Source organism: Micromonospora sp. HNM0581, assembly GCF_012726175.1.
GTDB lineage: Bacteria > Actinomycetota > Actinomycetes > Mycobacteriales > Micromonosporaceae > Micromonospora.
Genome location: NZ_JAASAD010000032.1, coordinates 1 through 17,375, shown reverse-complemented (window position 1 = coordinate 17,375; position 17,375 = coordinate 1). Strand labels below are relative to the sequence as shown.

Sequence of the window (17,375 nt, the reverse complement as noted above, 5' to 3'; positions counted from 1 at the left end):
TCGCGACCAGATCCTCGTACGAGGGCGGGACCTGCGGAACGGACGACACCTCGTGATCATGCCAGCCGATCAACCAGAGTGGACAACCGGCCGGGGACTCACCTCAAGCTGAATACGTACCCGAACGCGCCCTTTGCTAAAGACGGAACCGCGCGCACATCTGCCGCGGACCGAGCGCGGCCGTGGCGACTGCGGATGTCCGGGCTCGGGGTTCGAGGCTGCTGCTCCTATATTCTCAGTGTTAACGAGTCCGCCACGGTAAGTAGGCGGCAGTCGTCCCCGCGAGGCTGCCGACGGACAGGGCGAAGGCCAGCGGGAAGAACAAGTCCCACGGCGCCCGCAGTCCGCCTCCGGCAACGATGCCAACTACCAGGCAGGTCGTAGTCGTGACCAGAAAAAGGAGCGCCACTCGTAGCCGGTATCCCCGGCGGACTTGAGGTATGCCAGTAGCGGCCAGGGCGGCTATGCCCGCATGCTCTGCCCACCCGAAGCCGACAGCCGTCAGGCAGATCACCAGGCCGACGGTGGTGCCCACCAGTGAGTTGCACACGGTGCCACGCAGCGCTCCGGGAAGCGGCGGATCAGGGATACCTGACTCTCCAGTGAAGATGAGGCGCCCACCTCGGACATATGTCCAGCCCGGCACTGCCGAACCCGCAGGTTGCGACTCACGGTGCTTGGCGGCATCTGCTTCCATCCGCACAGTGTCAGTCGACGATCAGCGTGGTGTCGACCATGCCGACGAAATGGGCCTCCCTCATGGTCGGCGAGTCGTCCGCACACGCCGCGAGCCGCGCGCTACGCAGCGTCCTGCCGAGCTGGCCAGGGTGCCGTCCGGGCGGGCCAATGACAGCGCGCCGTCGCGGGATACTGACCTGGTGATCACCTTGCCGCACCGCCCGTCGGGATTGTCCAAGGCGACCTGGACGGACGTCGACTTCCCGAGCATAGGATGGCATGACTGCCGAGTCCATGCCGTGAGCGTTGGCGAGTACGCGGATGACACCCTTCCGGCCGCCAGGATGCTGCTGGACCTCGACTACATCGTGCGGTGGGTGCAGCCTGCGGGACGAGACCGGCATTTCAGCGTCGGTGCGCCTCTTCTCGACCGTGGGGCAGGACGTGTATCCAGGGTGACGTCTGCGGCCGAATCGGCGATCGTGTTGCGGTGATGAGCGCGGACGACATGAACGACGACGAGAACTGGACGGGCGGCTTCTACGAACTCTGCCTGGTTCTCGGCGCAGCTGACGATGACAACGTCGACCGGGCCCTACGGTCCCTGTGGCGCGCTGTCGGCGTTCAGGGTTGCCACGTTCGTCGAGCCGACGGGAGCGGATTCGCGGCGGTCGAGCTTGGCGTGGCAGCCCTCCACGCACGTGGCCACTTGCGCGGGACGCTGACGCTGCCCTCGGGCGCGCGCGTCGTCTGCGGTGGTTTCCTGTCCCGGTACGGGGGCCTGGATACCTTGGAGCTTTACCTACCGCTGGGCGCGTTGGCCCGAGTCGACCGCCGCATCGGCGGCTACCCCTTCGACGAATCCAGCGGCGTGGAATCGTTGACGTGGCGTAGCACGCTCGACCGGTGGCTGGCCGACGTCGCGATTGCCGTAAACGGCGAGGTGCCGTTCCACCGCGCGTACATCGGCTTCGAAGTCGATGAGGACCGCGACATCAACGGCGATCAGCGGTACGCCGCAGTCCTGATGCCCCGCGCCGACGGCTTGGAGTACCACCCCGCCAACACCTGAGCCGCGACGAGTCATTCGACTCGACATCAAGGACGCCCTGCCCAGCCGATCACCGCAACAACGCACGGACATGCCGCTGATGGCGCGCCGAGGAGATTCGGACTTGTGGGGACCGTACGGCGCACCGATGATGGCGATGTGATCATCGACGGCTTGCCGGTCCCGTCTGTGCTCCTCCGTGCGGTGCGGCAAGGTCGGTGGGTAGCTCCAGACCGCTCGTCCTCGACGTACCGCGACGTCTTCGGCGATGACGCGGTAGTCCCACAGTTCCTCCCTCTGAGTCGGATGACGGCCAACAGGCGCTGGCTCGACGACATGCCTGAGGACTATCGCGGGTTCTATCTCGGTCAGCCGGACCGGCAGCGCCCGCCTGGCGACGTGGATCCTGACCAGTCTCTCCTGATCGGTGACCTCGGCCCCGACCGGCCGTTCGCGTTGGACTACAGACCTTCCTTGGCCGCCCCGTCAGTGATCTACCTCAGCACAACGGCGGACTGGATCGAGGTTGCGCCCAACATTGAGACGCTGATCGAACGCCTCGGGATCTAACCGCGCGAGGGGATTCACGCACTCTTCTGCGGCATGGTGCGCGCGGAGGGTGGCTCAGTCGAACCAGTTGAACAGCAGATCGCCGAGCCGGCTCGGCTGGTGGTAGGCGACATCCCGGCGTTCGTCTTCGGTCAGAAGATGCAGGTGCCGCTCGTGGAGCGGCTGGTCCAGCTCTGCCCTGGTGGTGACCCGCAGCCCCGCGCGGCGGTAGATGTCCCCGCCGGGCACGTCAACGAACACCGCGTTGATCATGTGAGGGTCTTGCTGTTCGGCCGCAGCGACCAGGAAGGCCGCGGCGTTGAACAGGATGCTCAACGCCTTGGCATCACGCAGTCGCACACCGACCCGGTAGTGGTTTCGGCCGACCGTCGGCTCGTCGACCGACGTCGTGACCACACCGTGCAGTGCCCTGGCGCTGTCGTACACCATGGCCAGCCAGGTGGCACCGGCCACCGGATCCAGGTGCGGCCGGGTCACTCCCGTCTGCACCAGATGGATGATCTCCACGCACAGATCATCCGATATTCGGCACGTTGTCGGGCAACCGGTCGGAGCACCTCGTACCGAGGGGACTGCGCCAGCATCCACCCCCGCCGCACCGACAGCTGGGCTGCTGTACTGCCGGGAAGGTCAGCGGTCGGGCTATCATGCCTGGCGTTTCGGGGCACGGATGGCGGCCTCCAACCGCAGGCCCGTCCCGACGAGTACGAGCAGCCAGGCCAGCGTAAATGGACGGTCGGTGGTTGTGCCGAGAGTCAACAGGGCGATGAGCAGTCCGACGACGATTGCGGTGGTACCGACGTTCCGGAGGGTGATGGTGGTCAACACGCGGCTGAGTTTGCCAGGGCACGTGGCCGTGCAGTCATCCGGACGCACTGATCTGCCGCGGGTGGTGCGCGCGAGCGGCGGGCGGGAGGCGCCCCGCGTACGCTGCCGTGGTGCAGATCGACGTGGTTGCCCTGATCGTCAACGACTACGACTCGGCGATCGCGTTCTTCACCGACGTACTCGGCTTCGACCTCGTCGAGGATTCCCCATCGCTGACCAATGACGGGCGACCCAAGCGGTGGGTCGTCGTGCGGCCCCCGGGTGCCCAGACCGGGCTTCTGCTCGCCCGTGCCGACGGAGAACACCAGCGTGCCGCTGTCGGTAACCAGGTAGCCGGCCGAGTCGGGTTCTTCCTCCGCGTCGACGACTTCGACGCCGCTTACCGACGGATGACCGAAGCCGGTGTCACCTTCGTCCGGGAACCACGGACCGAGCCCTACGGCCGGGTCGCGGTCTTCCTCGACATCGCCGGCAACCGGTGGGACCTCCTCGGCGCAACCTGAGGTCAGTGCATACGTCAGCCAAATCGCCAAGATCAGATATCCTGATCTGCTCCCGCCGTAGCGCTTGTGATCCAAGGGGGGCGCCTGAGCAATCTTGCCTTCGGCGCGGTGTGGCTCACGGTCGCGGCGTGACTTCGGCTCGGCCGTAGCGGGCGAGGAAGGTGGCGGTTGCGGCGTCGGCCGTGGCGGTCAGGTCTTCCGATGGTGTGGCGTCGCCGCGCAGGGTGTGGTCGTTCAGGGCCGCGCCGAGCAACAGCCAGGTGAACTGCTGCGCCGCGACGGCCGGATCGTCCACCCGGAGGCTGCCACGGCTGTCCAGCTCGGCGAAGGCGGCGGCGAGAGCGGCGATGTTGCGGTCCCAGCTTTCGGCGACGTAGCGGGCGGCCACCTCGGGGTGCCGGCCCGCCTCGGCCGCGACCAGCCGCCGCATGCGCAGCACACCCGGGCTGAGCACCGCCGCCTGCAGCGTGCGCCCGAAGCGGCCGAGCGCGGCCGGTAGGTTCTCCGAGGCGAGCAGTGCGTCGAGATGCGGCCGCATCGCGTCCCGTCCTTGGCCCGCCCAGTCGACGACCACCGCGGCGTAGAGGGCGTCCTTCGAAGGGTGCTGTGCATAGAGCGACGCCTTGGAAATGCGGGCCGCGGCGGCGACGGCATCCATGGTCGTAGCCGCGAACCCATGCTCCAGGAACAACTCGCGGGCGACGCCCAAAAGCTCGGCGCCGCGGCTGCCGCTGGGACGTCCACGCCGGCGTGCGGTCGACTCGGTGATGACCGGCCTCCAATTCAGTACTTGAGATTACTTTATTCCTCCTCCTATGATGGCCACAATAGGTACCGCAGGGTACTAAAAGGAGGTCAAGGCCATGGTCGTCGGAGGAATCCTGGTCGCGACGGTGGTCGCCTTCATCAGCAGCTTCGCGTTCTACTCGGTCGCACCTGCGGCGCCGGCCACAGCAAAGAGCCCACCCACGCGCCCTCAGGCGTGGCAGATCCTCGTCGAGGTGCTCCGCAGCGCAGTCACGGCCACGCTGATTACCGGCCTGCTGATCGCCGGGGCTTGGTCGGGCCTGGCCGCTGGCATGCTGCTCGGCTTGGCACTCTGGGCCCTGCCGGTCGTCCTGCTGACGGGCTCGGTCGTCTGGGAGAACGTCCCGGTTCGGGGCGCGGCCCTGCATGCCGCCGACTGGCTGATCAAGTTGCTCGCCATCGGCGCCATCGTCGGCGCCTTCGCCTAAACCGCTTCCCCGACGTCGGACCTACCCGAAAGGACCCGCCATGGCTGCCGGACCGCTCGACATTACCTTCACCGCGACCCTTGGCAAGATTAGCGAGGGTGACACCTGGACCTGCGTCAAGCTGCCCGGCTCGGCCGAGATCTTCGGCACCCGGGGCCTCGTCAAGGTCGCCGGCACCGTGGACGGCGTGCCGTTCGAGGGCGCCTTCATGGCGCTCGGCGACGGCACGCACAAGTTGCCGGTCAACGGCGCCGTGCGCAAGGCGATCGGCAAGACCGACGGCGACGAGGTGGTCGTGCACCTGACGCAACGCCGGAACTAGGGACGCCTTCGTCCCCCGCTTTCGCGGCCAGCGCCACGATGCACGCTTCTGCCACGGATAGCGACTACGACCCGACAGCGTCGTGTGGCGGGCAAGCATGAGGGAGGCGGAACCGAGATCAAGCGGGTTGATGCCGGCGTCGAGGTGGATGTGCGTCCCGTCCGGTACTCGGGAGTCGGCCAACGCCAGGCACATTCGCGCGAGGTCCCGTAGACCGGCAGGGTCGCCGAGGATTTCGACCGATCCGTTGACGATCTCGATGGTGACGGTGCCTCCTTCGGCCGGTGCCACGACTCCTATCGCGGGGTCATACGCCGGCACGGAAAGCAAGTTGTCGGTCATGGCAGGCATCTTGCCTGAGGGCAACGACTTCCGCTCATGCCGCAATCCGGGCGCCGCCCTGACTCGACTGGGTAACTCAGCGTGAGCGGAGGGGATCGAGGTCACCGGGTCGGCAGCCCGCCAACGGAGCCGGAGCGGCAGACCTCTCAGCGTGTGTACGTCTGGCGTACCTGGTTCTGCACCGAAGCGCGTACGCCGTCTACGTCCCTGCGCCTTCCTCACGGCCCGGAGACGCGGTCCGCAGCAGCGGCGAGCGGGTGTGGTTGGCCGGTCATGGCGGCCAGTGCGGTGGCGACTGCTTGCAGGTCGGCTTTGATGTACGTGGTGGTGGCCGGGCCGGTGGAGTCGGTGTGTCCGGCGTAGGCGCGGGCGATGCCGTAGCCGTAGTGGCGCTCGACCCAGGTCAGGGTGGTGTGGCGTAGCCAGTGGGTGGAGATGCCCTGGGCGGCCACCCACGGCAGTAGTTCGCCGATGCGTTTCCACAGGTGGTCGTAGCGGCGGCTGGTGATCGGCCGACCATTGCGATAACGCAACAGCCGGTCGGTGGGCAGGACCGCGCCACGGATGCGGGCGTGATCGTCGAGGTGAGCGGCCAGGTCGAGCGTGATGGGTTGCCAGCGCAGGGTGGCGCCCTTCTCGGTCAGTCGCACCAGCCCGCGGTCTGTGTTCAGGTCGGCCAGCCGCAGCGCGAGGGCGCCGCCACGGCGGCAGGCGGTCTCGGTGTGCAGACGCAGCAGCAGGGCGTCGAGGATGACGTCGTTGCCGCTGGTACGAGCAGCGAGGTTGATTTCCTCCAGTTCGTCGGGGGTCAGGGCGCGGCGGGTGCTCGGTAGTCGGCGGGGCTTGACCACCCGGTGGGCGGGGCTGGCAGCGGCGTCGATGAGCCCGTCGGCGATAGCCCGGTTGTAGATGGCGCGGGCGGCGGCGATCACGAGCTCGTCGGCGTGACGACCGCTGCGGCTGTTACGCCGTGACCGGGCGGTCGCTGCGGCCTGTCGCTGCATGGCCTCGATGTCGCTGGCCGCGACCGCATCCAAGGGACGGTCGCCCCACACGGCGGCCATCCGGTTCCAGTAGGTGCCATACGTGCGGCGGGTGCCCGGCCCGGCCGCGGCGACAACCTGCGGCAGGTACTCGGCCAGCGTCGGCAGACCCGGACCAGGCTCGGCCTGCAGATCGGCAAGGGTGACACCCAGATGGGCCAGCATCTGCCGGGCAGTAGCGACGCGGGCGGAATCAGCCGACACGACGACCCCCGATCACCTGGGTGTGAAGGTCGGCCAGCAGCCGCGCGACGCTACTGGCCGGATGGATCACCAGCAGATCGTGGGCGACCAGGGCGGCGAGCAGCAGCGGTTGCCCCGGCAGGATCGCGCACATCTGCCGCACGCTGGCCGGTAACGGCAACTCCCCTCGGCTGCCCACCACCTGCTGGCCAGCTCGCGCAGAGGTGATCACCAGCATGCCGTCGTGTGGGTGGACGTCGATACGGTGGCCCGCCGGCCAGCCCAGCGCGTCCAATAGGCCCCGTTCGGTCACCCGACCGGACCGGTCCGCACGCGCCACACCGATCAGCACCGAGTCCGGAAGAACGTCCGCCGTCGAACCTGGTGCGGGCAGCGCCGGCAGCGGCGCCGGACGGGGTCGCGGTCTGCCGGGAAGCGGTGCCGGAATTAGCACGCCGATGAGCTGCTCATGGTCGCGGCCAGATCCTGTCATGACCAGCCCAACCGCGAAAAGGCCGCCACGCGCCGACCGTGACGCACCGCCCGCCGATGCCCAGGATCAGGTGTTATCGCAGGTACGCGGGCCCGATACCAGCACGGAATCGAATCTGGTTCATGCCTGGTGGAACTCCACCAAAACTGGTGTCCGAGGGGGGATTTGCACACTCCTATGTAGCATCCGTTATACAAACGGGTGCTCATGCGTTAAGTCTAGCACTTCACGATGCGTAACACTACAGGCGTGAGCTGCCGCGTGGCGCAATTTCAGCGAGCAACTCGATCTACCTGCGCCGGTGAAGCGCACTCGTCGATCCGGCCACGTAGAAGGGCACCTCCAGCAGGCAGAGTCTGCACTGGAGTTCACGCAGCGAAGGCACAGGCGCACAATTTCAAAGGGGCGGTGGAGCTGTCAGCCCCTCGGGAACGCGCCCTTGAGAACAGCCAGAAGGTTACGCAGATAAGGTTTGGGACCAAGCTCGTCGACCAATCTCGCGTTCGCCGCAACCCATTCTTCCTCTGAGGCTATCGGATTGCGCGACAGCCAGGTCAGGGTCGATATTCACCGCATAGAAGGGATTGCCGATCGCGGCCACAACGTCACCGGGGTCCACTCCCGGTCTGCGCCGCCCCATCCGCAACTCTCGTCACTCAGTCCACGGCTTCGGCCACCCTCGATAGTTTCGCCTCCTGACGGAACGCAGGTCCAGTCGCGCCGGTTTCGCTCATCCCCAGGCTCGCGACCGGACCCGCCGCTTCGCCCGGGGTCCAGGGACTGCTCCCCCACCCGCCACGAAGCGACAGGTTCATCCGAGGCAGTCGATTAACGGCGAATGGTCATCGGCCAGGCGTGCGAGGTTCCTTCCATCGTGGCGAGTGGGTGTGGTTGGTCGGTCATCGCCGACAGGGCGTCAGCGACGGCGTGCAGGTCTGCCTTGATGTAGGTGGTGGTGGAGGGGCCTGGGCTGTCGGTGTGGCCGGCGTAGGCGCGGGCCACGCCGTAGCTGAAGTGGCGTTCCACCCAGGTGAGGGTGGTGTGGCGTAGCCAGTGGGTGGAGATGCCCTGGGCGGCGACCCATGGCAGGCGGTCGCCGATGCGTTTCCACAGGTGGTCGTAGCGGCGGCTGCTGATCGGCTGACCGTTGCGGTAGCGCAACAAGCGGTCGGTGGACACCAGGGCACCGCGGGCGTGGGCGTGCTCGTAGAGATGTTCGGCGAGGTCGAGGGTGATCGGCTGCCACCGCACGGTGCCTTTTTCGGCCAGGCGCACGAGCCCGCTGGGGCGGTCCAGGTCGATGAGCCGGAGTGCGAGGGCACCGCCGCGGCGGCAGGCGCTTTCGGTGTGCAGGCGCAGCAGGAGGGCGTCGAGGATGACGTCGTTGCCGCTGGTCCGCGCCACCGCGTTGATCTCCTCCAGTTCGTACGGCGTCAAGGCGCGACGCGTGCTCGGGAGGCGGCGGGGTTTGGCGACGCGGTGGGCAGGACTGGCCGACGCGTCGATCAGACCGTCAGCGACAGCCCGGGAGTAGAAGGCGCGGGCGGCGGCGATGACGTGCTCGCCAGCGTGCCGACCATTGCGGCTGTTACGCCGCGATCGCGCCGTAGCGATCATTTCTTGTTTCATCGCCTCGATGTCACTGGCCGTGACGCGGTTCAGGGGCCAATCACCCCACGCGGCGGCCATGCGCTCCCAGTAGGTGCCGTAGGTCCGTCTCGCACCCGGGCCCGCCGCGGCGATCACGCGCGGCAGATATTCCGCGACCGTCGGCAGCGACACCGGCACGCCGGCGTCGGACTCCAGATCGGCCAAGGTGACGCCAAGGTGGGCCAGGACGTGCCGGGCTGCGGCAACCGTGGCGGGATCAGCAGACACGGTCGCCTCCCGCCACCTCGGCGTGCAGATCGGCGAGCAGGCGAGCGACAGCGCTGATCGAGTGCACAACGATCAGGTCGTGGGCGACAAGAGCGGCCAGCAGTACCGGCTGGCCGGACTCGATCCGGCACATCCGCCGCGCGGAAGCCGGAAGTGGCAGCTGCCCTCGGCTGCCCACCCCGTGCCGACCACCGTTGGCCGAGGCGATGACGAGCACCCCTCGGTGTGGCTGGATGTCGAGGCGGTGTCCCGGCTGCCAGCCCAGCCCTTGTAGGAGGTGCTGCGCGGTCACTCGGCCGCAGCGGGATGGGAGAGCCATCCCCAGCAGAAGCTCAGGAGCATTGACCGCCGGTAGTTGAACCCGGGCGGGTAGTACCGGCATCGGTATCGGGCGGGGACGCGGACGGGCAGGCAGGGCAGCCGGAACAATCGGACGGACAAGCTGCTCACCGGCCGGCCGGGGGGAAGGTCGTGTCATGGCGGTGACAACAGGAGACGACGTCTTGGGCCACGTCGTTCCCGAGGGCCGGAAGCGATCGGTCGCCAAGGGCGCTCTGTGCAGCACCTCTCAGCCCAATGATCGGACACCCCTTCGAGGCAGTACCTCCCAACTACGGCAAGATCCGCACGGGGCCGGGATCGGGCTGCTCGACCGGGGTCAGCTGGATGCATATCGCCAGCGTGCAGTGGCCGGGGCATGATGATCGGATGCGCACCGTAGAGAAGCTGACGGCTAATTCCGATCCGGCGTGGCCAGCGCTCGAGATGGAACTGCTGTCGAATCCACAGATCAACATCTTGCCGGTCTCTGCAGCCGCCGGGCGGGACAGCCTGTACCGCCTGCAGGTCTCCACGCGGTCGCGGCTGGGTGCGTTGGCATTGCACACCGGTGGTCTGCTGGTCGACGGCGGCTGGCTGCGTGTGCTCGGCGGCGGTGGTGAGCACGGTCTGCCCTCGCTCGCGGAGGTCAACGGCCTGCCGGGCGATGAGCAGGTGCCCGGGGCGCTGGTGGTCGGCTACGACGTGCTCGGCGGACGGTTCGAGGTCAACGGCCCCGACCCGGCGGCCATCGGCCGCCCCGGCGAGCCCGGCGAGGTGTGCTACTTCGGGCCGGACACGTTGGAGTGGGAGCCCCTCGGCGCTGGTCACGGCGCCTGGCTGTCGTGGATCGCCGAGGGTGGTACCGGCCAGTTCTACGAGTGCCTGCGCTGGCCGGGCTGGCACGAGGAGACACGCCGGTTGCCCTTGTCGCACGGCATGACGGTCTACCCGTTTCTGTGGTCGCGCGAAGCGCACCAGGACCTCGCTGGTACCACTCGACGGCCGGCGCCAATGGCCGAGCTGTTCTCGTTGCAGGACGAGTTCGCTGCGCGGTTCGCCGCGGAACCGGACACCACGGCGTTGCACATCCGCGTCGTCTGAAGCAGCCAGCGTCAGCACATCCAGCCTGATCCCCATCGATGCAGCCTCAGCAACGATGGACTCGCATCGGGCGCGTCCGGACGTTCGGCCGCAGCGATCAACTCCTGAAGACCACGCCCAGTCGGCGGCAGAAGAGGCTTCCGGGAGCCGTAGCTACAGATGGTTCGCTGCACCCGGTCGGAATCGCCAGGTTGGCCCTGCTAGCCGTCGAATCGTTCCCAAGCAAGGTCCGCATCGCGTAGCGGGCGGAGTGCCGACCGGTGCCGGCTTCCGGCGTACACCTCGATCGAGCCGTCGGGGGCGGCGGCGGTGGTGACGACCAAGCCGTCGGTGACGTAGTGGCGGGTAGGGTCGCCCGGCCATCGCATGGGTTGCAGGGGTACCCGGTGCAGTGGCTGGACCAGCAGCCTCGCCTGCTCCTCGGTGACAGTCGCGAAGCCGGTGAAGGGGCTGGAGTAGGAAGCTTCGCAGAGGACGAACTGCAGCAGAAAGGCGCTCAGCGGCTCCCGCTCCTGTTCCGCGTGGAGTCCGTCGTACTGGACGACAGGGTCCGCGTCGGTCGGATCCAGCAACATGGCGAAGACTCCCTGGTTCTCCGCCCCGAACTGCAGCCGCCCGTCGTCCTCGTACTCCAACTCGTCGGCAGTGTAGATCTGGTTGTGCAGGCCGAACACCTCTCGGCGTCCGGCGGCAGCCCGGTAGAAGACGAGCAGGGGCTCGGGAAGTTCCAGTTCCTGGGCGTCGAGTCCGTCGTCGTCGGCGGGGATGTCGGCGTACCAGCCGGCCACGAAGTCGCGTAAGGCGGCCATAGGGTCGTCCGGCAGGAACCGGAGCCAGTCGAGGGTGGGAAGCGGTTGCTCCGGTGTTGGTCGCACCTGGTCGAGGACGTCGAACGGCATACGCTCCGCGAGACGCAACTGACACCACGTCAGCTCACCTTCACCACTGAATGGCCACGGACTGCCGTCGATGCTGACCGGCTTGTACCGGCTGACCGTGTTCTCCAGCCTTCCCAAGGGGACGTAGCCCTCGGGCACGCGAACGAACCCGAGCAGCGGAGGTCCGGCACTGCTCAACCGCGCTGCGGCGGCCTCGGGGAAAGGCTCACGCAGCGCCAAGCCGTCAAAGCTCTGCACCGCGTTGCCGTCAGGCCGGTCGCCGACCTCGGCGATGACGAGCATCGCCGACGGCCCGACCACGTAGGTGACGTACTCCGCAGACAGGGCCTGCGCCAGCACGCCGGCGCGCGACAGCATGTCGCATTCCGTCACGATGGACCACCGATCGGCCACGAACCAAGGCTAGTCGATCTTTGGGCACGACCGTACGCCGGGGCGATCCAGTTGCCGTGGCGCTCCGTAGCATACGGTTCGCGGCATGGCGGGGCACGTAGCCTTGATCGGCCTTGCCGACATCAACAGTCAACGGCGGATGGTCCACGGGCGGCGGCTGCACTGCCATGATGACGACGTGATCATCCCTGGATACCTGGACGGGTACGAACCGCCGTTCCTGCGATCGCCGCTGGTCGACGGGTCCGGCTTGATGTCGCACGCGCTGTTTTGGCCCGCTTTTCTCTCCACCGTCGGCGGATCCGCGTCGGCGCCGGACGCCTTCAACGTCGACCCAGCCGACCTGGAGCAGATCGTCGACGCCTTCCTTGGCCCATGCCGTTGGCCAGTGTTCTCGCTGCCACTTCTCGGGCACCGTCGGCTGCACGTCATCATGCGCAACTTCGAAGACGATGGCGGCGTGGACTACGTGCTCAATCCTGGCTCCGGTGACGCGTCGATCCCCCTCGCCGCCATGGAGGGACACTTCCGAGGGCCGGCGTTCGCATGGCCGGAAGTCGTCGCCGCAGCGCACCAGCCGGATAAGAATCACGCCCCGGCCGAGCGGCTGCTCCTACTCATCCCGGCCTGCGCCGACACCAACCGCCCGCACGAGGCCGTCGACCTGGTCGCGGAAGCCTTGACCGCTCTCGGCGCCCGGTCCCACGTACGTCAGGTCAGCGAAGAGTTGCTCAACAGCCGCAGGTACTGGACGCAGTGCCAATGGGCAGACATTGACGACGTCCTCGTCGGCCTGGGATCGCACGTATACCGACGCCACGGAGGTGAACTCTCGCTGGAACAACTTCGCCTCATCGCCGACACGCTCCAGCCCTCGGGGACCACAGAACACCAGTAGCACCCGTTCGGCGCTCCGAACGCTGGGGCGAAGAATCTGGTCAGCGCAGCCCAGTGGCACCTGGACGATGCCAGACCGACCGCTGACCTGACGCGTTGTAGCACGCGGATCGTGGATGATGGGTCAGATGGGCGCGTCTGCAACAACCGGCCGGGGTAACTCATAATGCAGACGATGGATGCAGGCGGTCGTGAAGTGAGGACTACCGGTTGACGGCGCGGGCCGACGAGCTGTTCGCGGCACGTCTCACCTTCCCAGTGGGCGACCGGGTGCGAGGCACCGTAAGTGCCATCCCGATGGGTGCGGGGCGGGCAGGCCTTCTGGTGGACCTCGGTCAGCTGCCGCAAGGGTGGGTCGACGTTCTGCATCTGCCGGACGATCCGACCGACTGGCCCGCGGTCGGCAAGACGGGGCTGTTCGAGGTGCTGCAACACCGACCCGGCCAGGTGCGGCTGTTTCCGTTGGACGCCGGGATGCGCGGTCCACGGACCCGCTTCTCCCGTTGGTCGGGTAGGGAATGGGCCGCGATCACCAGACGCTACCCCGAGGGCGCGGTCGTCGTCGGGACCGTCACCGACGTGTTCCCCGGCAACCACGAGTACACGGTCGCGTTCGACGATTGCTGGTCGGTGATCGAGTACGAAGACAACGCGCCGTCGGTCGGCTGGACCGGCTCGTTCCGCGTGACCCGTCTGCTGGAGTGGACCCACCGAATCTTGCTGACGCCAGAAATGTAGATGTTCGGGGACTGCTTCCGGGCCCCGCTCGGCAGTTCCGGATACCGCTACAGTGCGATGCTTCGGGTGGCGGGTGCTACCGGCAGAGCCAGAAACCGTCCCCGTCGTGACGGATCATGTCTCCATTCGGCTGCCGGACGCAGACCGCTGCGCCCTCAACCCATACGTGCTGCCCAGGGCGTAGGAATTGAGGAGACGGAAGTTCCACTGCCCAGTCGTCAGCCTCAACCAGGGTCACGATTGTCAGCCGGTTCACGGGTGCAGGGTCGGTTCGGACAGCTCCGGTGGAGTCATCATCTCGACCGAGCTGCACCTGCACGGCCCGAGACTACCGGGCCCGAGATGCCATGTTCCTCGGACGGACCCGGAGGCCAGTTCAATCTACGTCTCGTACGGGTCCCAGTGGGCGGCGTAGCGCAGCAGCGAGCGGGCCAGGTCCGGGTGGGCCGCCGCCCACCGGGTGTCGAAGAGGAACCACTGGTCGAACCCGAAGAAGCCGTCGATGTACCGGGCGACCTGCGCGATGTGCGGGTCGAGGCGGATCAGCGACTCGGTGGGTGGCTCCGCGGGCAGCAGTTCCGGCATCTCCCCGAGGATTGGGGCGTGCGCAGGCGCCCGGTCGATGCCGGCGGGTGATGGGGCGTATCCGGGCAGCCGGGCGTAGCGCTCCAGCGCCGGGCCGACGTCGTTCTCTCCGGGGGCGACGAGAGCCCGCAGCAGTCGGGCGTCGTGCGGCCAGCGGTGGGCGGCGGTGTCGTCGACGCCGCGCAGATGAGCGGAAAGGTCCGGCAGGGTCAGGCTGGGGAAGACGATGGCGCCGGCCAGGTCCAGGTTCCGGGTAGTGTCGGGCGATTGCCAGCACAGGCGGGCCGAGAAGACGGACTCCGGTCCGGGCGGGGCCAGCCGGACGGTACGGACCGGAACACCATGGTCGAAGACCGCGCCGGGCGCGGCCGAGCTGGCGGGCAGGGGCCAGGTGTCGTGCAGCAGGAACGCAAGCCGGTCGGGCGACGCGGCGGCGGCCACATCGTCGACGAAGTAGTAGGCCAGGTCCACCTCGTCGTCATCGGTACGCACTCTCAGGGCGTGCTCACCGAGCCGGATGAAGCTGGCGTCGTCGTCACCCTCCACCCACAGGTGCTCGTTCAGCAACTCGCGCAGTTCGTCAACGGACTCCGGCCGGGGCAGGTTTCGCTTCCGGACCTCCTCGAAGATCGACTCCAAGCCGTAGACGTTGCCGCCCAACTCGCTGTCGATCCATGCCTCCGGGTCGTCGTGCTCCCAGCCGCGGCGGAACCAGTCGAGCACGGTCGCGTCAGGCAGGGTGACCACCCGCTTGCTGAACGGCGATTCCTCCCGCCAGCGACACACGAAGTACATGCCGCTGACTCTAGGAAGGCGGTCCGACAGGATGCGTGCCGCGGCGACGGGCAACGATCGGCCCGGAGCACGGCGGGCAGCCGCTGTACCCGACCGAGCCGGACCGAGACGGCCGCACTGGCCACCGAGTTCGCCGCACGTCCGCCGGCACCTCCGCAAGGCCGGTCCATCACGCGGAAGGCCTCCGCAACTTCCCCTCATTAGTCGATAAGCATGAAGGTGAGGCTGCGGCAGATACCGATGCCGTTGGGTGCTGAACGGTCGTGTGCTCGGTGCGACGGAGCCCGGCCGCGACGCGTTCTGCAGCCGGCTTGCCGCAGCCTGAAGCAGATCGGCATCATGCCGTCGTGGGATCGGACTGGATCTGGGAGCTGCGAGTGCCGGCGGCGGCAGAGCCAGCTCTTCGCGAGCTGTACGCCCTGGCAGCCGACCGGGGCCTGCGCCCGCAACGCCCCGACGGGCTGATCAACCTGTTCACCAACCCGGACGGCGACCTACGCACGGTCGAGGATCCGCAGGCGGCGCTCGACGCCATGGCGACGCGCAACGAGCATGGCCAGCTCTGGACGAATGGCAACGTCGACATCTTCGTGAACTGGCAGGACGGGACTCTCATGTGGGCGTTGGATTCCGCCTTCTGTTACCGCCGCCCGACGCCCGAGGCCGACACCTTCCGTGAGTTGCACGCTCGCCTGACCGGCTTGTGGCTTGACGTCGCCGAGCGCCTGCAGGCCGACGTCGGCCGAATCCTCGACGAATGGTCATGCGATCAGGTGTGGGACCTCAACATCCACGACGACTCCCACCCTGCCGGTGGTTGGCCGGCCGAACTCGGCTGGTGGACCTACCTGGGCCCCGACCGCCACCTGCCACCGGCACCGCTACCCGAGATCGCGGCCCAGGCACGCCGGCTCCCGAACGACGCCCTACTGATCGAACTCCTCGATGACCCGGCCGCCGTCGACCCGCTCCGCTACCAGGACATCCACACCCGCTGGCTCCAGGCGGCATGAGCCAGCGAAGCAGGATCCCTTGCGACACTGGCGGTCCAGCACACGCACGGCCGCAGATCCGGATACCCGTTAAGGTGCGCTGCGTCAAGACGGACGGCGGTGGGTTGCCGCGTGTGGGTGACTCATGCTGGGCCGCTTGGAGCGCCAGGCAGCGCGAACCAGCGGCCTTCAACCACCTCGCGTAGGTGACCCTCGCCGGCAAGATGGGTACAGGCCACGCCGATGTCCTCATTGCTGTAACCGTCATCTGCGGCTTCGTCGAGGAACCAGCGAACGCGCCAAGCATCGAACGCCTCAACCTCGCACCCGAGCACGGGATCGGTGACCAGGTCGACGTCGACCTCCCTGCCATCGGAGCTGATGATCAGGCACCCCGCGCCGTGGACGGTGTACTCGATCCCGCTACGGGTGGCACCTTCCCGGGGCAACTCTCCGCGCGAGCGGACCGCTGCCAGAAGATCCGCGATATCCGCGACGGGGAACAAATCGGCGAGCAACCGACCACGGATCTCGCGCAGGGCAGCGGCGAAGCGCAGAACAGCCTCGACCGACGAAACCTCCCGGGCCATACGGCCCAGCATGAGTGTCCTGCCCACGTCATCTGGCGGACCGACCACGAATTCCGCGTCGCCGCCACGTATGATACCCGCCGGGCACTGGACGTCCGCTAATCGGGCCCATGACAGTGCGCCGGAGACGATCCAAGCCAACACCTTCGAGCTCGCTGACGCGGTCACGGATCAAGGTTCGATCGACGCCCAACTCGGCCACGATCGACCCGACACCCTCACCATCCGCGGCTACGACGATAGGCTATGTCGATGCGGCTGGCCGTTCTCGGACCACCCGGCTCCGACCGGGAGACTATCGCCGACGCCATCGCCGCGCGTCTCGGCGTTCCCTGCCTCAGCCTGGCGGGCATGTTCCAGGCCGAAATTCGGGCGAAAACCCCTGCCGGGCTTCAGGCAACGCAGCACATGAACGCTGGCGAGCTCGTACCAGACCAGGTTCTCCTGTCCATGATCCGCAACCGCCTCACCCAGCCCGACGTCGCCGCTGGCTTCGTCCTCGATGGCTTCCCCAACCACGCAGTCACCGCGGTGGCGCTCGATGCCGTGTTGTTCGACCTCGGCACACCCATCGACCGGGCAATCGACCTCGTCCTGCCCGACGCCGAGGTCCTTCGCCGCATGGCCGGCCGCCGCACCTGCCGCGGCTGCTGCAGAACCTGGCACACCGAGTTCGCCGCTCCAACACGCCCCAACGTCTGCGACCGCTGTGGAGGCGAACTGTTCCAGCGCCACGACGACAACCCCGACCGCATCACCGCGGGCCTGCAGTCCTACCGACCAGCCGCGGCAGCCACACTCAGTCACTACCGCGCATTAGGGCGTGTCTCCTGGATCTTGGGGTGCGGTTCGGCTATCCATGTTTGTCGTGAGTGGACGCTTCGAGCTGACCGAGGTCGAGTACGCGCGGATCGCGGCGTTGTTGCCGGCGATGACGC

Annotated in this window: 21 protein-coding genes; 11 read left to right on the top strand and 10 right to left on the bottom strand. The window is 67.6% G+C overall.

The genetic code is table 11. The features are described from left to right. Positions 1-704: 704 nt before the first annotated feature. The 3 genes from HCA58_RS22485 to HCA58_RS22475 all read left to right on the top strand — a co-directional run bounded on the left by HCA58_RS22485 (position 705) and on the right by HCA58_RS22475 (position 2,299). Positions 705-1,172, top strand: coding sequence for a hypothetical protein (locus tag HCA58_RS22485; protein ID WP_169599970.1), 468 nt, complete (start codon positions 705-707; stop codon positions 1,170-1,172). Beyond that, positions 1,172-1,750 (top strand): hypothetical protein, encoded by a 579-nt coding sequence (locus HCA58_RS22480; protein WP_169599968.1) that lies wholly within the window; start codon positions 1,172-1,174, stop codon positions 1,748-1,750. Before HCA58_RS22485 ends, HCA58_RS22480 begins: the two co-directional genes overlap by 1 nt. Positions 1,751-2,035: 285 nt before the next feature. After that, a complete protein-coding gene (locus HCA58_RS22475) occupies positions 2,036-2,299 on the top strand; it encodes an SMI1/KNR4 family protein (protein ID WP_169599966.1) in 264 nt (87 codons plus the stop codon). Between the two features lie 54 nt (positions 2,300-2,353). Here HCA58_RS22475 and HCA58_RS22470 read toward each other — a convergent pair whose 3' ends face one another. Next, positions 2,354-2,806, bottom strand: a complete 453-nt coding sequence (locus HCA58_RS22470; protein ID WP_346776089.1) for a hypothetical protein — start codon at positions 2,804-2,806, stop codon at positions 2,354-2,356. 138 nt (positions 2,807-2,944) lie between these two features. After that, positions 2,945-3,127: a hypothetical protein gene (locus tag HCA58_RS22465; protein ID WP_169599965.1), complete on the bottom strand. Its 183-nt coding sequence runs from the start codon at positions 3,125-3,127 to the stop codon at positions 2,945-2,947. A gap of 107 nt (positions 3,128-3,234) precedes the next feature. Between HCA58_RS22465 and HCA58_RS22460 the strand changes: the two genes are divergently transcribed. After that, a complete protein-coding gene (locus HCA58_RS22460) occupies positions 3,235-3,630 on the top strand; it encodes a VOC family protein (protein ID WP_169599963.1) in 396 nt (131 codons plus the stop codon). Positions 3,631-3,745: 115 nt separating this feature from the next. Here HCA58_RS22460 and HCA58_RS22455 read toward each other — a convergent pair whose 3' ends face one another. Continuing rightward, on the bottom strand, positions 3,746-4,339 hold the full coding sequence (locus tag HCA58_RS22455) for a TetR/AcrR family transcriptional regulator (RefSeq protein ID WP_205809442.1): 594 nt from the start codon (positions 4,337-4,339) through the stop codon (positions 3,746-3,748). A gap of 154 nt (positions 4,340-4,493) precedes the next feature. On the opposite strand from HCA58_RS22455, the gene HCA58_RS22450 reads away from it, so the two are divergent. Both HCA58_RS22450 and HCA58_RS22445 read left to right on the top strand, forming a co-directional pair. Beyond that, a complete protein-coding gene (locus HCA58_RS22450) occupies positions 4,494-4,865 on the top strand; it encodes a DUF1761 domain-containing protein (RefSeq protein ID WP_169599962.1) in 372 nt (123 codons plus the stop codon). 40 nt (positions 4,866-4,905) lie between these two features. Next, entirely contained in the window at positions 4,906-5,187 is a 282-nt protein-coding gene (locus tag HCA58_RS22445) for a DUF1905 domain-containing protein (protein WP_169599961.1), read from the top strand. Between the two features lie 560 nt (positions 5,188-5,747). On the opposite strand, the gene HCA58_RS22440 is transcribed toward HCA58_RS22445, so the two are convergent. The 4 genes from HCA58_RS22440 to HCA58_RS22425 form a co-directional block, all read right to left on the bottom strand. Further along, the gene (locus HCA58_RS22440) at positions 5,748-6,776 is read right to left on the bottom strand and encodes a site-specific integrase (RefSeq protein ID WP_346776087.1); all 1,029 of its coding nucleotides are present in this window, start codon (positions 6,774-6,776) and stop codon (positions 5,748-5,750) included. After that, a complete protein-coding gene (locus HCA58_RS22435) occupies positions 6,766-7,248 on the bottom strand; it encodes a hypothetical protein (RefSeq protein WP_169599960.1) in 483 nt (160 codons plus the stop codon). Before HCA58_RS22435 ends, HCA58_RS22440 begins: the two co-directional genes overlap by 11 nt. A gap of 828 nt (positions 7,249-8,076) precedes the next feature. Then, positions 8,077-9,126: a site-specific integrase gene (locus tag HCA58_RS22430; RefSeq protein WP_169599959.1), complete on the bottom strand. Its 1,050-nt coding sequence runs from the start codon at positions 9,124-9,126 to the stop codon at positions 8,077-8,079. Further along, positions 9,116-9,418: an AbrB/MazE/SpoVT family DNA-binding domain-containing protein gene (locus HCA58_RS22425; protein ID WP_169599958.1), complete on the bottom strand. Its 303-nt coding sequence runs from the start codon at positions 9,416-9,418 to the stop codon at positions 9,116-9,118. Before HCA58_RS22425 ends, HCA58_RS22430 begins: the two co-directional genes overlap by 11 nt. Before the next feature lie 416 nt (positions 9,419-9,834). Here HCA58_RS22425 and HCA58_RS22420 point away from each other — a divergent pair, with 416 nt between their 5' ends. Beyond that, positions 9,835-10,548, top strand: a complete 714-nt coding sequence (locus HCA58_RS22420) for a DUF2625 family protein (protein WP_169599957.1) — start codon at positions 9,835-9,837, stop codon at positions 10,546-10,548. A 200-nt stretch (positions 10,549-10,748) separates the two neighbouring features. Here HCA58_RS22420 and HCA58_RS22415 read toward each other — a convergent pair whose 3' ends face one another. Beyond that, the gene (locus tag HCA58_RS22415; RefSeq protein ID WP_169599955.1) at positions 10,749-11,840 is read right to left on the bottom strand and encodes a hypothetical protein; all 1,092 of its coding nucleotides are present in this window, start codon (positions 11,838-11,840) and stop codon (positions 10,749-10,751) included. Positions 11,841-11,925: 85 nt separating this feature from the next. Here HCA58_RS22415 and HCA58_RS22410 point away from each other — a divergent pair, with 85 nt between their 5' ends. Beyond that, the gene (locus HCA58_RS22410) at positions 11,926-12,738 is read left to right on the top strand and encodes a hypothetical protein (RefSeq protein ID WP_169599953.1); all 813 of its coding nucleotides are present in this window, start codon (positions 11,926-11,928) and stop codon (positions 12,736-12,738) included. 209 nt (positions 12,739-12,947) lie between these two features. Continuing rightward, the gene (locus tag HCA58_RS22405; RefSeq protein ID WP_169599951.1) at positions 12,948-13,475 is read left to right on the top strand and encodes a hypothetical protein; all 528 of its coding nucleotides are present in this window, start codon (positions 12,948-12,950) and stop codon (positions 13,473-13,475) included. A gap of 381 nt (positions 13,476-13,856) precedes the next feature. On the opposite strand, the gene HCA58_RS22400 is transcribed toward HCA58_RS22405, so the two are convergent. After that, positions 13,857-14,855: a hypothetical protein gene (locus HCA58_RS22400; protein WP_169599949.1), complete on the bottom strand. Its 999-nt coding sequence runs from the start codon at positions 14,853-14,855 to the stop codon at positions 13,857-13,859. A 347-nt stretch (positions 14,856-15,202) separates the two neighbouring features. Between HCA58_RS22400 and HCA58_RS22395 the strand changes: the two genes are divergently transcribed. Beyond that, positions 15,203-15,868, top strand: a complete 666-nt coding sequence (locus HCA58_RS22395; protein ID WP_169599947.1) for a hypothetical protein — start codon at positions 15,203-15,205, stop codon at positions 15,866-15,868. A gap of 122 nt (positions 15,869-15,990) precedes the next feature. Here HCA58_RS22395 and HCA58_RS22390 read toward each other — a convergent pair whose 3' ends face one another. Then, positions 15,991-16,605: a hypothetical protein gene (locus tag HCA58_RS22390; RefSeq protein WP_169599945.1), complete on the bottom strand. Its 615-nt coding sequence runs from the start codon at positions 16,603-16,605 to the stop codon at positions 15,991-15,993. A gap of 84 nt (positions 16,606-16,689) precedes the next feature. On the opposite strand from HCA58_RS22390, the gene HCA58_RS22385 reads away from it, so the two are divergent. Continuing rightward, on the top strand, positions 16,690-17,375 hold a 686-nt coding region (locus HCA58_RS22385; protein ID WP_169599943.1), incomplete at its 3' end, for a nucleoside monophosphate kinase.